A 15,547-nucleotide genomic window follows, 5' to 3' on the forward strand; every position below is an offset into this window, starting at 1 on the left:
GCCTGATAAGCGTGAGGTCGGTGGTTCGAGTCCACTTAGGCCCACCATATTCCACAGTAGCTCAGTGGTAGAGCTATCGGCTGTTAACCGATCGGTCGTAGGTTCGAGTCCTACCTGTGGAGCCATAATGGCCCGTTGGTCAAGCGGTTAAGACACCGCCCTTTCACGGCGGTAACACGGGTTCGAATCCCGTACGGGTCATCTTAAAAGCAGTTTGCATATGCAAACTGCTTTTTTTGTTTGTAAACAGAGTTTATTCTTTTGTCTAAACTCTATTTTTCGTTTTTCTATGATTTCCTCGCCCCAAATTGCATTTCTTATAGCACATCTATAAACGCTTGTTCTAAATTTCGAAAGAAAAACCTACAATAGTAATAACGGTATACTGTTTGTACAAAAGGAGGGGAATGCGTGAAAAAAATTGTTTGGTGGTCCATCGGCATTTTTCTTGTGTATGCAGCGTGTATTTGGGTGTATTTGTTCTATATAAGTGATACCTCTATTCCACAATCATTAAAAGGCACCAGCGTAGACCCGGCTACGTTTATGAATGCACGAGAACTTATGTTGACCGAAAAATATTCAAAAATTAGAGATGCGCTCTTTTTTATCCGAATTCCATATGAGTGGCTAGGATTTATTTTAATTTTAGTGTTAGGTGTGTCTAAGAAAGTTAATAAGTGGTCTAAAGACGTTAGCCGTTTCGGTCTTCTCCAAACTGCTATTTATGTATTTTGGTTATCTGTTCTGCTGCTGATCTATTCTTTTCCTATGGACTGGATTAGCTATAAGCTTTCAAAGGCTTACCATATTACGACGCAACCTTTCCAAGGATGGATGAAAGATCTTTTTACAGATTTTTGGGTAAACTATGCCACCATGTTTTTAGTGATTGCTGTGTTATATGCATTCATTCGTAAGTTCTCAAAAAGATGGTGGCTGTATGCTTGGCTAGTATCTATTCCATTTACGCTATTTTTGACGTTTATTCAACCAGTGGTTATTGATCCGTTATATAACGATTTTTATCCATTAAAGAATAAAGAGCTGGAGACGAAAATTTTGCATTTAGCAGACGAAGCTCATATACCTGCTAAGCATGTATATGAAGTAAACATGTCTGAAAAAACGAACTCTCTCAATGCATATGTCACGGGAATAGGTTCTAATTCAAGAATTGTGTTATGGGATACTACTCTTAATAAATTAACGGAACGAGAAATTTTGTTTATCATGGCGCACGAAATGGGTCACTATGTGAAGAAGCATATTTATGTGGGGATTGCTTCAGCATTAGTTTTATCGATTGTAGGTTTATGGCTAACGAAACATTTAGCCAGCTTTTTGATTAAGAGATGGGGGAAAACATTAAAAATCACTTCTCTTAGTGATTTAAATTCATTACCGCTTATTCTACTTATTTTTTCTGTTCTTACATTTGCTGTGAGTCCTTTAACAAATATGCAATCGCGTCATCATGAACTTCAATCTGACACGTACGCCATGGATTTAACAGGAGATAAACAGGCTGCTGTTAAAACATTTCAGGACTTAACAAAATCAGGATTATCTCAGGTGAATCCGCCGTATTTAGTGAAGATTTTCCGATATGGTCACCCAACGATAATGGAAAGAATTTCATTTGTTGAGAAGTATGAAAGAAATGAATAAGTGATATAAGAAAAAGTAAAGGATATATGAAGCCTTTGATACGTAAGTATTAATAGAAAAGCCTCCTTGCGGGTAGGAAAAAAATTCTAAAAGGAGGTTTCATTTTCGAAAGTACTGTTATATAATAACGTATGTAAAATAAAAACTGTTTTATAACAATAGGGAGGAATAGTTATTTATGATTGAAAAGATAGCAGTTTAAATTCTCAGCTTATATTCACCTCATCTAAGTCTTACTACATGTCCTTCAACTATTTACTTATTTCATCTACGTTCTTACTGATATTATGACCAACTGCTAATTCACTTCATCATGAAACAGACATATTCTAACTGCTGCGTTTTATATTTTTATGAATATAGAATTTTAAATTCATTAGGGGGTATAAAGAATGAAAGACATTCGTGTAAAAAACCTTGAAGAGAACTGGAAAAGCGATGAGCGTTGGAAAGGAATTGAACGTCCATATTCTGCAGAAAAAGTCATTGGGCTAAGAGGGTCCATTGATATTGAACATACGCTTGCTAGAAGAGGAGCCGAAAAGTTCTGGAACTTATTAAAAACAGAGCCATACGTTCATGCATTAGGAGCTTTAACAGGGAATCAAGCAGTACAACAGGTAAAAGCAGGGTTAAAAGCAATTTACTTAAGCGGATGGCAAGTAGCTGCAGATGCAAATCTTTCAGGAAACATGTATCCTGATCAAAGTTTATACCCGGCAAACAGCGTGCCGCATGTTGTGAAACGAATCAATCAAGCGCTGCAGCGTGCCGATCAAATTCAGCATTTAGAAGGAGAAGGGGATATCGATTACTTTGCTCCAATTGTAGCAGATGCAGAAGCTGGGTTTGGAGGACAGTTAAACGTATTTGAACTCATGAAAGGAATGATTGAGTCGGGAGCATCTGCCGTACACTTTGAAGATCAATTATCCTCTGAGAAAAAGTGTGGTCATCTCGGCGGCAAGGTATTGCTTCCAACTCAGACCGCTGTGAAAAATTTGATTGCTGCTCGTTTAGCTGCTGATGTAATGGGTGTTCCAACACTTCTGATTGCTCGTACCGATGCTGATGCCGCTGATTTAATTACAAGTGATGTTGATCCTGTAGATCGCCAGTTTATTACAGGTGAACGCACCGCTGAAGGTTTTTATCGCACGAGAGCCGGAATCGATCAAGCTATTGCTCGTGGCTTAGCATATGCGCCATATGCTGATCTAGTATGGTGTGAGACGTCTGAACCAAACTTGGAACAAGCACAAAAATTTGCAGATGCTATTCATGAAAAATTCCCAGGTAAAATGCTTGCTTATAACTGTTCACCATCTTTCAACTGGAAGAAAAAATTAGATAAGAAAACGATTGAAAAGTTCCAAAGAGAAATCGCAAAAATGGGATACAAATTCCAATTCGTTACGCTTGCTGGCTTCCACGCTTTAAATCACAGCATGTTTGAGCTGGCACGAGGATATAAAACAAGAGGAATGGCAGCTTATTCAGAGTTACAAGAAAGAGAGTTTGCTAGTGAAGTAAATGGATATACTGCTACAAGACATCAGCGTGAAGTAGGAACGGGTTATTTTGATGAAGTGGCGCAAGTAGTTTCTGGTGGGACTTCCTCTACAACAGCTTTAAAAGGTTCAACGGAAGAAGAGCAGTTTCAAGCACATAAATAACAAAAAATCTATGAGTGGAACGGTCGGTTACTTCCACTCATAGGAAAAATCCTAACAAAAAAGATTCTTACAGATGTAAGAATCTTTTTTTATGTAGTAAACACGATTTAACAGACAGCTGTTCTTCCTGAGAAGAAAGGATCTGCCTGTTAAACGTACATATAAATCATTAACATGAATTAAGTTCTTAAAATATTAAGTAGATGTTTGAAGCAGGGATTGGTACTGTGCTGATAGCTCATAAAAAGCAATTTCATCACGTTGATCTAATGCCGTGTTAATGTTTGTTTCTAACAGTTCTTTTTGACGCTTAAAAAGCGATTCATCAATTACCATTTCGATATAAACATCCAACATACTCACAGTATCAATTACTTTTTTCTTGCGAGCGAGGGACTTCATCATTTCCGTGTACGATTTTTCATTGTTCATACCTCATCACCTCTGCACCCTTTTTATTATTATATAGATTAAAAGAAGAAAAAACAACTAATTTTCTAAATTTTTAGATTTTTATTTTTAGAAATGATAAAGTAGGAGGGAAACGCTACTTTCGTTTTTATCGATTGACTATTTGGTTTAAAAATGAATCCTTGGGGGCGAAGAAATTGAATCATTTAAAAAAGCGTACGGTAACGATAGAGGATTTGTACGAATTGAAGTCTGTTTATAATCCTCAGATTTCTCCAGATGGAAAAAGTGTAGTTTATACGGTTCGAGAAACGAAGAAAATAGAGAACGCGTATGAAACGCAGCTGTTTATGTTAGGTATTGAAACGAAAGAAACTAAGCAATTAACGTACTACAAAGGAAATAATCATTCTCCCGCCTGGTCCCCGGACGGCAAGTGGATTGCTTTTTTATCCGATCGCAGTCAAGCTGTTCAGCTCTACCTATTAGCAGCGACAGGTGGGGAAGCAGAAGCACTCACAGATCTTGAAAAAGGCGTTAGTAATCCAGTTTGGTCTCCTTATAGTGACGAAATTATGTTTTCCACAAAAGTAGAAGAAAAAGCTGTAAGAGTTGAACAAAATCATGAACATCCCCAGCCGTATGAAGTGGAACGTTTACTATACAAATCCGATGTTAGCGGTTATTTAAAAGGTGAATATACTCAAGTTGCTGTCGTTAAACTTAAAAATAAAGAAGTGACGTTTGTAACGGATGGACCTTATCATCACTCTGTAGGGTGCTGGGCCCCTGATGCAAGCTCAATTGTATTTTGCAGCAGCAGAGGAGAGAATCCGGATTTATCGCTAACGATGGATGCGTTTATTTTGCATCGTGATACTAAAAAATTAACATCTATTACAGCGGAAACAGGATATTTTCATCAAGTTTCGTGGTCACCGGATGGGTCATACATAGCTTACATTGGAAATGAACGTACATACGGATCGGCTTCAATGAATGACATATATATTTATCAGATCTCTAGCCAAAAAACAGCTTGTATCACTGATGGTATAGACCTAGAAATAGGAGATATGGTAGCAGGAGATTTCCACTTTGGAAGAACCGCAGCGGGAATTATGTGGGGCAGTAATGAAGAATTTTATTTTGTCGTAAGTGAAAAGGGTTCTGTAGGCATATATAAAGGAAATGTGAATGGAAAGTTAGACTCTGTACTTATGGATAATGCTCACGTATATGGGGTATCTGTTCTTCCCAATTGTGAGGAAGCTATTGTGGCAATCAGTACATTTACACATCCCGGAGATCTTTATTCTCTAAATTTAAAAACAGAGGAATTAGTGAAGCTGACAAACGTTAATGACTCATTTTTAAAGCATGTGCAGCTCACAGAAGCAGAATCTTTTTACGCGACTTCTACGGACGATATACATATCCACAGTTGGGTAGTGAAAGCTGCTGCTACCAATGATGTATCTCCAACCATTTTAGAAATCCATGGAGGTCCGCATCTTATGTATGGTCATACTTTTATGCTTGAATTCCAAGTACTTGCATCAAAAGGGTTCAATATCCTCTTTTCTAATCCAAGAGGCGGCAGAGGATATGGTCAAGCATTTACAGATGCGGTTCGAGGTGATTATGGGGGCATGGATTATACGGACTTGATGGCAGTAACCGACGAAGCAGTTAAGCGCTACTCTTATATTAATGAAGATAAGCTTGGCGTAACAGGAGGAAGCTACGGAGGGTTTATGACAAACTGGATTGTAGGAAGTACAAATCGGTTTAAAGCAGCGGTGACGCAACGGTCTATTTCAAATTGGACAAGTTTTTACGGCGTTAGTGATATTGGCTATTATTTTACCGAATGGGAATTAAAAGCTGATATTTATGAAAATCCGGAAAAACTTTGGAACCACTCGCCGCTTCGTTTAGCGGAGAACGTTAAAACACCGCTGTTAATCTTGCATAGCGAACACGATTATAGATGTCCAATTGAACAAGCTGAACAGCTTTATGTGGCACTGAAAAGAAAAGATAAAGAAGTAGAATTTATTCGTTTTCCTCAGTCTAATCATGAACTTTCTAGAAGCGGTAAGCCTAATTTACGAACGGCGAGACTAAAATATTTAACAAGCTGGTTTAAACGTTATTTAAAACAGTCTCAGTAAAAAGTGCATGGCTGTTCAACCAAATATGTGTGTAAATAAAGGCTGTATAGTAAACGTAAAAGGACAGGAAAGGTAAAACGCTGTAAAACTTTTGTTTGGTAAAGGAAAGTAGTACAATAAGTGAAAAGTAGCACAGTTGTTTAAATAAGGAGAACATTCGATGGATTTTGAAACATTAAAGCATTATTTGACACTAGACGGCGTCCTCGAGTTATTAAAACAATATCAATCATTTGGAATCATTCCAGGACTGCTGTTGCCTATTTTAGAAGCGTTTATCCCTATCTTGCCGCTTTTTGCGTTTGTAATGGCCAATGCTGCCGCTTTTGGCTTATGGTTAGGTTTTTTAATTTCATGGGTTGGCAGCTGCGTTGGATCACTGCTTGTCTTTTTGATATTTAGAAAATATGGACAAGCGAGGTTTTTACATTTCATCAGCCGGCATGCGCAAATTCGAAAGATTATGATTTGGGTAGAAAGACACGGTTTCGGACCGCTGTTTATTATGCTTTGTTTTCCTTTTACCCCGTCTTCGGCAATTAATGTAGTAGCAGGACTATCACGTGTTAGTATGGCTCAGTTTATGCTGGCTGTATTAGCCGGTAAAATGGTGATGATATTTATGATGAGCTTTATTGGGGCCGATTTTGTTTCATTTGTGAAACAGCCTCTAAAAGCAGTACTTGTTTTAGTCATCATTTTTGTTCTATGGCTTGTTGGAAAACAAATTGAACGAAGATTAAATGAAAAATCTAAAGTGAAACAGTATGACAAATAGTTTGTTTATATATAACAAATAGTGATGAAAGACTGCTTTTTAATAGGCAGTCTTTTGTTATACATACAGCCAAAAGGGGTATTGTAAACTATAGAAAAGCCTTTTCTTATAGGGATACAACAGCATTTTTGGAAAGATCTTAAAATTTTTCTTAAAGAAATTATTTGTCTGTTTATTCGGTTGGCAGAACAATGCATATATATAGTATCTGTCCAGTAATGAACAAGTTTTTTGTTTATCAATTATGAAGAATATGCTAAAATAAAAGAAAAAACTGGGAATAAATTAGACGTCTATTCCTAGTTGCACCTAAGTAATGAACCCTTTGTTTTCTAGAGATATACATGTTTTTTCTCAACATGTATTATCACCTCATGTATTTCAAAACGTTTTCTTAAAAATTATATGAATGATTTTTGAGCTTGACTACTAAGATGTAAGTAGAGGGATCATTACTAGAAAAGCACCGAATGATCATTAAGACGTGCTTGGCGTCGTTTTGAGGAGGGGAATGCGCTACTAAGATTCAAGCGACTTGCTGATTAATCGTTGTTAGTAAGCGTCTTATAGCGCGGGTGACATGAGATTAAAAGATAAAGTGGCAATTATTACGGGTGCAGCAAATGGATTAGGGTTCGAAGCCTCTCGAATATTCGCACAAGAGGGTGCAAAGGTCGCTATGGTTGACTACGATGCAAAAACGGGAGAAGAACGAGCAGCTCAGCTAAAAGAAGAAGGCGGAGATGTAGCATTTTTTCAAGTGAACGTAGCGGATCGAGACAGTGTAGATGCAATGGTAGAAGAAGTAGTGAAACGCTACTCTAAAATAGATATTTTAATTAACAATGCAGGTATCACCAGAGATGGAATGCTAACCAAATTATCAGTTGAAAATTTTCAAGCAGTAATCAACGTAAACCTTACAGGCGTTTTTCACTGTACACAAGCAGTGGTACCGCATATGATTGCTCAAGGTAAAGGGAAAATTATTAGCACATCTTCGGTGTCTGGCGTATATGGAAATGTTGGTCAAACAAACTATGCGGCGACAAAGGCAGGCGTAGTAGGAATGACAAAAACATGGGCTAAAGAGCTGGGACGAAAAGGAATTAATGTAAACGCTATAGCTCCCGGGTTTATTGAAACGGATATGGTGAAGGCGATGCCAGACAAAATTATTGATCAAATGAAATCCACTATTCCTTTACAAAGATTAGGTCAGCCTTCTGACATTGGTTATGCTTATCTGTATTTAGCATCTGATGAGTCCAACTATATTAACGGTACAACACTTCATGTAGATGGTGGAATCATGATGTAAAAGTAGAAAATAATTCGCTTTTCTAAAACTTTTCAGTGGTCTTTTGACTACTGAAAAGTTTTTTTGTTGCATCCAGCATTTCACATATCGGCAAAGTGGAATTTTGTCTGCAAGTTCAGTAAAATAATAAGGAGAGAGACAGAGAGATTTAGATGATTATCACTATAAAATTTTGACGACTGCGTCACGTGTTTACGTGGCGTTTATCCATTTTGTACTTAAACAAATGAAAACATAGAGAAAAAAATGAAGGGGTGAAAACGTGGGGCTACAGTTTTTATTAGGACGTTCAGGAAGCGGGAAAACGGAATATCTTTTAAATAGCATGCGCCAAGAGCTGTTAAATGCTCCGCTTGGGCATCCACTTATTTATATTGTACCTGAACAGATGACGTTTCAGTCAGAGTATGCGCTTGTTCAAACACCTGGGTTAGAAGGCATGATGCGTGCTCAAGTTTATAGTTTTACACGTCTTGCATGGCGTATCCTGCAAGAAGTCGGAGGTATTAGCCGCTATCATGTGGATCAAACAGGTATTCATATGATGCTTAAAAAAATTATCGAACATCAAAAAGAAGAGCTTCGACTGTTTGCGAATTCTTCAGAACAAGCAGGGTTTATTGAAGAACTAGAAAAAATGGTTAAAGAATTTAAACAGTACACAGTAGATGCCCCGTCTCTCGAAGAGATGAAGAAAAAGCTTCAAGCAGAAGATGAGAAAGTCCTTGCTGATAAATTACATGATTTACATCTCATTTACGGAGAATTAGAAAAACAGCTGATGACGAAATATGTAGATGGAGAAGATTATTTGAAGCTGCTGAGTGAAAAAGTAGCGTCTTCTGCCTACCTTGCTCAAGCAACAATTTATGTAGATGGATTTCATCACTATACTCCTCAAGAATTAACCGTATTAGTAGAGCTGATGAAAGTTTGTAGAGAAGTAAAAATAGCGGTGACTTCTGATTATTCATATCAAGATTTTATTCCAAATGACTTGCACTTGTTTCGATTAACGAGCGAAACGTATCAAGAAATAATGGGCCTGGCGGCTGAAAACGGGATAGAGATTCAAGAGCCAATCGTATTTAACGAACAAAAAAGGCATCAAAACAGTCCAGAGCTTGCCTATTTGGAACGATATTATGATGAACGGCCAACGCCGGAGTTTCAGTCAGAGCCCGAGCACATTCAGCTGCTGCCGGCTGTTAGCCGAAGAGCAGAAGTTGAAGGGATTGCAAGAGAAGTGCTTTCACTTGTGCGCGATCATGGCTACCGCTACCGCGATATTGCCTTGATTGTTAGAAATGCAGAAGATTATCATGACTTGCTTCAAACCATTTTTCGAGATTATGAAATTCCGTACTTTATTGACCAAAAGCGAGCGATGTTTCACCATCCACTCGTTGAATTTGTTCGCTCAGTCTTAGAGGTGGTAAGCGGGTCATGGCGATATGAAACCATCTTTCGAGCAGTGAAAACAGATCTTTTATTTCCTTTGTCATCTGATGTGCACCAGCTTCGCGAAGAGATGGATGAATTAGAAAATTACGTACTTGCTTACGGTATTCAAGGATCTAAGTGGACGAGTAAGGAACCATTTACCTACAGAAAATATCGTTCACTTGAAGACATGAACCTTGGAAAAACGGACGAAGAGCTTGCTTTTGAGCAAAAAATAAATGAATTAAAAAATATGATTGTTCCTCCTATTTACTCACTTCAGCAAAAATTAAAACAAGCGAAAATAGGAAAAGAAAAAGCAGAAGCGCTCTATCGTTTTTTAACGAATTTAGATATTCCACAAAAGATAGAAGCGTTGCGCAATCGATGTGAAGAAGAAGGAAAGCTTCAAGAAGCGAGAGAGCACGAGCAGGTATGGAAAGCAATTCTTCACTTATTTGATCAGTTTGTTGAAATGATGGGAGAAGAGAAAGTATCGATTTCTTTGTTCGCAGATCTATTTGAGACAGGGCTTGACAGCATGCAGTTTGCACTTGTTCCGCCTGCACTGGATCAAGTGGTTGTGGCAAGTTTTGAGCGTTCGCGTTTATCCGATATCAAAGCAAGCTTTGTGTTAGGTGTAAATGACGGTGTGATTCCAGCTAAACCAAAAAGCGATGGCCTGTTATCTGAGAAGGAGAGAGAGCAGCTGCTTGAATCAGGTTTATTACTTGCGCCAACCGGAAGACAAAAGCTGTTTGACGAACAATTTCTCATTTATTTAGCACTTTCCAGCTCTTCGGAAAAACTTTATGTTTCGTATCCTCTTGCCAATGAGGAAGGGAAGACCTTGCTGCCTTCACTCGTTATTAATCGAGTAAAAGAGCTATTTCCGCTCCTGCAGGAAAAGCTGTTAATGACGGAACCTACAGATTTAGAAGAAGAAAAGCAAGTTGATTATATAACAAATCCTTTAACGAGCATCGCGCATTTAGCCAGCCAGCTGCAAGGATGGAAACGCCATTATCCGATGAGTTCCGCTTGGTGGGATGTATATAACTTTTATGTAAAAAATCCAGATTGGAACTCATATAGCGAGAAAGTACTAAGCAGCTTATTTTATAAAAATGAAGCAAAACGGTTAACAAAGAAAACGAGTCAGCGTCTGTATGGAAAGCATATTCAAGCAAGCGTATCGAGAATGGAAAAATTTGAAGCCTGTCCATATGCTCATTTTGCTTCTCACGGGCTCAAGCTTAAAGAACGAAAAGTTTTCAAATTAGCAGCTCCTGACATAGGCGAGTTATTTCACGCAGCGTTGAAAATGATTTCAGACGAACTTCGCGGCGGTCAAAAAGAATGGAAGAACTTAACAAGAAAAGACTGTCAGCAGCTTTCTACGGCTGCGGTGCATGAACTTGCTCCGCGCTTGCAAAATGAGATTTTATTGAGCTCGAATCGCCACCACTATTTAACACATAAGCTGCAGCAAATTATTGAACGTGCGTCGCTTGTGTTAAGTGAGCACGCTAAGATGAGCGGCTTTGTTCCCGTTGGATTGGAGCTTGGATTTGGACCTAGCGCAGAGCTGCCTTCTATGCAGTTCACACTGCCAAATGGTCATACGATGGAACTCGTTGGCCGAATTGACAGGGTAGATAAAGCGGAAAGCTCAAAAGGACTTTTACTGCGTATCGTCGACTATAAATCAAGCGATAAAGCATTAAACTTAGTGGAAGTGTACTACGGTTTATCTCTTCAAATTTTAGCTTATTTAGACATAGTCGTGACGTATGCTGAACAGCTTCTTCATGATAATAGAGGAGCATTGCCTGCTGGCGTTCTTTATTTCCACGTTCATAATCCAATGATCAACAGCACTAAAGCATTACAGCCTGATCAAATTGAAGCTGAAATCTTCAAGAAGTTTAAAATGAAAGGACTGCTTGTAGGAGACGAGGAAGCAGTAAGGTTAATGGACGAAACGTTAGAATCAGGGCACTCACAGGTTATATCAGCTGGCATTAAAAAGACAGGGGGCTTTTATTCCAATTCTTCGGTTGCGAGCGAAGAAGATTTTACACATCTCCGTCAGTATGTGCGAGGTAAATTTGTGGAGGCAGGTACAGAGATTACAAATGGGAAAATTGATATTTCGCCTTATAAACTAAAAGATAAAACACCATGTGCGTTTTGTGAATACCGCTCAATTTGTCAGTTCGATGAATCAATGGAAAACAACGAATATCGTCAGCTTAGTACAGAGAGTCAAAGTGTTATTTTAGATAAAATTCGAGAGGAGGCCAAACGAGATGAGTGAAGATATACACGTAAAACCGGCCGACTCCCAGTGGACGGATGATCAGTGGAACGCCATTGTTTCATCCGGTCAAGATATATTAGTAGCCGCGGCGGCTGGCTCAGGAAAAACAGCGGTTTTAGTTGAACGGATTATTAAAAAGATTACGATGGGTGATGAGCCGATCGATGTTGATAGATTACTCGTTGCTACGTTTACAAATGCTTCTGCAGCCGAAATGAGAAATCGAATTGGAGAAGCATTGGAAAAAGAGTTAAAAAAGAATCCATCTTCTTTGCACCTGCGCAGACAGCTTAATTTATTAAACCGTGCGTCGATTTCTACGCTCCATTCTTTTTGTTTAGAAGTCATTCGAACGTATTATTATTTGATCGATGTAGACCCTGGTTTTCGGATTGCAGATGATACGGAAGCGGATCTTCTGCGTGAAGAAGTATTAGAAGAATTGTTTGAAGAACAGTACAGTATTGAACAGAACGAGAGATTCTTTGATTTAATTGATCGTTATACAAGTGACAGAAATGACTTAGATATTCAGCTTATGGTAAGAAAGCTGTATGACTTTGCAAGATCTAACCCTGACCCAAACGGCTGGCTTGAAATGATCGTGAGTCAATATGATGTGACAGAAGACTCTTCTATTGATTCACTTCCGTTTCTATCTTTTCTTTTACAAGAAGTAACAACGCAGCTGATGGGCATTGAGTCGATTTTAAAACAGGGATTAGAGCTAACAAAGCTGCCAGGAGGGCCTGCTCCTCGTGCCGTTAATGCAGAGGAAGACCTGGCTCAAATTCATCGGCTGATCAGCGCTTCTAAGCATTCTTTTGCTGATTTGCATGAGGAAATGCAGAATTTAAATTTTACTCGTTTAAAGCCATGTAAAGGAGAAGCGTACGACTCGCAGCTTTTAGATGATTTCGGAGAGCTTCGCAAAAAAGCTAAAACAAGTCTTGAAAAACTTCATGCCGATTTGTTTTCTAGGCCTTTGCATGGCTACATGGCTGATTTTGAGAAAATGAAGCCCGTTATTGAAACGCTAATCTTTTTAGTTCAGCGCTTCGGTGAACGATATGAACACATGAAAAAAGAGAAAGGGTTAGTGGACTTTTCTGATTTAGAACATTATTGCCTGCAAATCTTGAGTGTAAAAGAAGATGGAGTGCTTAAGCCTTCGTCCATTGCCCAAAAATATCGCACTCAGTTTGAAGAGGTACTTGTTGACGAATATCAAGATACAAATATGGTTCAAGAAACACTGATTAAATTAGTGACGAGAGATAGTGAAGAACAAGGGAATTTATTTATGGTTGGAGATGTAAAACAATCCATTTACCGCTTTCGTTTAGCGGAGCCATTTTTATTTTTAACAAAGTACAAGCGCTTTACACAAGATGGTCGCCAGTTCGGAAAACGTATCGATTTGAATAAAAACTTCCGCAGTCGTTCTCAAGTGCTTGATGCTACAAACTTTATTTTTAACCAGCTGATGGATGAAGAAGTAGGAGAAATTGCATATGACGATGATGCTTCTTTAAAATTAGGAGCATCGTATCCAAAAGTGGAAGGAATGGAAACGGAGCTTCTGCTAATTGCAAAAGAAAATGCAGAAGCAGGAGCGGAAGAAGAAGCGGATTCTTCTCTCGTCGCTTTTTCAGAAGCAGAGCTTGAAACGGCTCAGTTAGAGGCAAGAGCAATGGCGCGCAAAATCAAAGAACTCGTTCACAACCGTTTTCAAATATATGATCGCAAGCTCGATATTATGAGAAACGTGACGTATCGTGACTTTGTTATTTTGCTTCGTTCCATGCCTTGGGCTGCGCAGATTATGGATGAATTTAAGCAAGAAGGCGTGCCGATTTATGCCGATTTATCAACAGGTTATTTTGATGCTACTGAAGTGATGATTATGATGTCTTTATTAAAAGTAGTAGATAACCCGCATCAAGACATTCCATTAGCTTCTGTTCTTCGCTCGCCGGTAGTAGGGCTTTCAGATGAAGAGTTAGCTACACTGAGAGCAGAGCAAAAGAAAGGAACGTATTACGATGCGTTAAAAACGTACTTAGCGGTTTCAGATGACGAAGAACTTCGCGATAAAGTAAAATATTTCTATGGGCAGTTAAAAGCATGGAGAACACAAGCTAGACAAAGCTCTTTGTCAGAACTGGTATGGCAAATTTACCGTGATACGGGTTTCTTTGAATTTGTTGGCGGACTTCCTGGTGGGAAACAGCGTCAGGCCAATTTACGTGCTCTTTACGATCGCGCTCGCCAGTATGAGGCAACTTCATTTAGAGGTCTGTTTCGATTTTTGCGCTTTATTGAACGCATGCAGGATCGAGGGAACGATTTAGGAGCTGCTCGAGCACTGGGAGAACAAGAAGATGTGGTGCGTTTGATGACGATCCATAGCAGTAAAGGTCTTGAGTTTCCTGTTGTTTTTGTAGCTGGTCTTGCTCGTCAGTTTAACTTAATGGACTTGAATAAAGCATATTTACTCGATAAAGAACTAGGTTTTGGATCTAAATATATTGATCCAAAACTGCGTATTACGTACCCGACTCTTCTTCAGCAGACCATGAAGAAAAAAATGAAAAAAGAAAGCATGGCAGAGGAAATGCGGGTATTATACGTAGCATTGACGCGTGCGAAAGAAAAACTTATTTTAGTTGGAACAGTAAAAGACGCACCAGAAAAGCTCAGACAATGGAGCTCCGTTATGGCACATGAAGATTGGACGCTTCCAGCTCACGTGAGAAGAGATGCAAAATGTTATTTAGACTGGATTGGACCTTCTTTAATTCGTCACCAAAATGTTAGTCATATGGTTGAAGGAGAGGTCCAGCCGGCTGAGATGATTCATCATCATGCTTCAAGCTGGAAACTTTCAACGTTATTAGCAGGTGATTTAGCCGAACAGCCTCTTGAAGAGCAGCAGCATCATGAAGAGCTTTTAAACGCTCTTCAAAAGCATGAGCCAGTTTCAGAATCCAGCGATTATAAAGACGAAGTGTATAGACGCTTAAATTGGTCTTATGATTATCGTGTAGCTTCCGTTCATCGTTCGAAGCAATCTGTTTCTGAACTAAAAAGGCAGCAGCAGCTGACGGATGCAGGTGGAAGCGACGATCTCGTTCGGGCATCTAAAGCACCTCTTGAAAATCGTCCGCTGTTTCTTCAAGAGAAATCTCTCACAGGGGCTGAAAAAGGAACAGCTACACATGCCGTTATGCAGCAGCTTCCATTAAATAAAGCTTATACCCTTGAAATGGTTCAAGACTTTATTCAATCAATGGTTACCAAAGAATTATTGACGCAAGAACAAGCGGATGCTGTTGATGCAAATGATGTAGCAGACTTTTTAGACAGTGACATTGCACAAGGTATTCGAACGGCTCGCACGGTTTATAGAGAGATGCCTTTTAGTTTAGGTGTCTCCGCTAAAGAAATCTATGATCATTGGGAGCAGGAAGACGAAACAATTTTAGTGCAAGGTATTATTGATTGTTTGTATGAAACGGAAGAAGGTCTCGTTTTACTTGATTTTAAAACCGATAACATTTCGGATCGTTTTCAAGGGGATTTTGAACGAGCAAAACCATTTCTAATTGACAGATACCGCATTCAGTTAGAGCTTTACGCAAAGGCCATTGAGCGGATTGTAAAACAACCTGTTCAGCATCGCTATCTGTACTTTTTAGATGGTGGACATGCTGTTGAAATATAAAAAAAGAAGAAGGCGATAGT

The 15,547-nt window shown here is 38.9% G+C and carries 8 protein-coding genes and 2 tRNA genes; 9 read left to right on the forward strand and 1 reads right to left on the reverse strand.

The genetic code is table 11. From position 1 onward, the window contains the following. Nucleotides 1–50 precede the first annotated feature (50 nt). The 4 genes from MMB69_RS16960 (at nucleotide 51) to aceA (ending at nucleotide 3,347) form a co-directional block, all read left to right on the forward strand. Nucleotides 51–125, forward strand: a tRNA-Asn gene (locus tag MMB69_RS16960). 4 nt (nucleotides 126–129) lie between these two features. Further along, nucleotides 130–201, forward strand: a tRNA-Glu gene (locus tag MMB69_RS16965). Between the two features lie 210 nt (nucleotides 202–411). Further along, nucleotides 412–1,671 carry a M48 family metallopeptidase gene (locus MMB69_RS16970; protein WP_221785567.1) on the forward strand — a complete coding sequence of 420 codons (1,260 nt, stop codon included), beginning with the start codon at nucleotides 412–414 and terminating at the stop codon, nucleotides 1,669–1,671. Between the two features lie 392 nt (nucleotides 1,672–2,063). After that, a complete protein-coding gene (gene aceA, locus MMB69_RS16975; RefSeq protein ID WP_221813031.1) occupies nucleotides 2,064–3,347 on the forward strand; it encodes an isocitrate lyase in 1,284 nt (427 codons plus the stop codon). A 195-nt stretch (nucleotides 3,348–3,542) separates the two neighbouring features. Here aceA and MMB69_RS16980 read toward each other — a convergent pair whose 3' ends face one another. After that, a complete protein-coding gene (locus tag MMB69_RS16980; RefSeq protein WP_013055344.1) occupies nucleotides 3,543–3,779 on the reverse strand; it encodes an IDEAL domain-containing protein in 237 nt (78 codons plus the stop codon). A gap of 176 nt (nucleotides 3,780–3,955) precedes the next feature. Here MMB69_RS16980 and MMB69_RS16985 point away from each other — a divergent pair, with 176 nt between their 5' ends. From MMB69_RS16985 to addA, 5 genes are all read left to right on the forward strand, one after another. Further along, on the forward strand, nucleotides 3,956–5,935 hold the full coding sequence (locus MMB69_RS16985) for a S9 family peptidase (RefSeq protein ID WP_277448066.1): 1,980 nt from the start codon (nucleotides 3,956–3,958) through the stop codon (nucleotides 5,933–5,935). A gap of 160 nt (nucleotides 5,936–6,095) precedes the next feature. Further along, complete coding sequence (locus MMB69_RS16990; RefSeq protein WP_013081701.1) at nucleotides 6,096–6,713, forward strand: TVP38/TMEM64 family protein; 618 nt, start codon at nucleotides 6,096–6,098, stop codon at nucleotides 6,711–6,713. 580 nt (nucleotides 6,714–7,293) lie between these two features. After that, complete coding sequence (gene fabG, locus MMB69_RS16995) at nucleotides 7,294–8,034, forward strand: 3-oxoacyl-ACP reductase FabG (RefSeq protein ID WP_277448069.1); 741 nt, start codon at nucleotides 7,294–7,296, stop codon at nucleotides 8,032–8,034. Nucleotides 8,035–8,296: 262 nt separating this feature from the next. Beyond that, a complete protein-coding gene (gene addB, locus MMB69_RS17000; RefSeq protein ID WP_277448070.1) occupies nucleotides 8,297–11,797 on the forward strand; it encodes a helicase-exonuclease AddAB subunit AddB in 3,501 nt (1,166 codons plus the stop codon). Beyond that, nucleotides 11,790–15,527: a helicase-exonuclease AddAB subunit AddA gene (gene addA / locus MMB69_RS17005; RefSeq protein ID WP_277448071.1), complete on the forward strand. Its 3,738-nt coding sequence runs from the start codon at nucleotides 11,790–11,792 to the stop codon at nucleotides 15,525–15,527. Before addB ends, addA begins: the two co-directional genes overlap by 8 nt. Nucleotides 15,528–15,547 lie beyond the last annotated feature (20 nt).

Source organism: Priestia sp. P5 (genome assembly GCF_029522155.1).
Classification (GTDB): domain Bacteria; phylum Bacillota; class Bacilli; order Bacillales; family Bacillaceae_H; genus Priestia; species Priestia megaterium_E.

What these genes read in the sequence shown, in the direction of transcription:
- aceA (WP_221813031.1), top strand. Translation starts at nt 2,064, where the DNA reads ATGAAAGACATTCGTGTAAAAAACCTTGAAGAGAACTGGAAAAGCGAT.
- MMB69_RS16980 (WP_013055344.1), bottom strand. Translation starts at nt 3,779, where the DNA reads ATGAACAATGAAAAATCGTACACGGAAATGATGAAGTCCCTCGCTCGC.
- MMB69_RS16990 (WP_013081701.1), top strand. Translation starts at nt 6,096, where the DNA reads ATGGATTTTGAAACATTAAAGCATTATTTGACACTAGACGGCGTCCTC.
- fabG (WP_277448069.1), top strand. Translation starts at nt 7,294, where the DNA reads ATGAGATTAAAAGATAAAGTGGCAATTATTACGGGTGCAGCAAATGGA.
- addA (WP_277448071.1), top strand. Translation starts at nt 11,790, where the DNA reads ATGAGTGAAGATATACACGTAAAACCGGCCGACTCCCAGTGGACGGAT.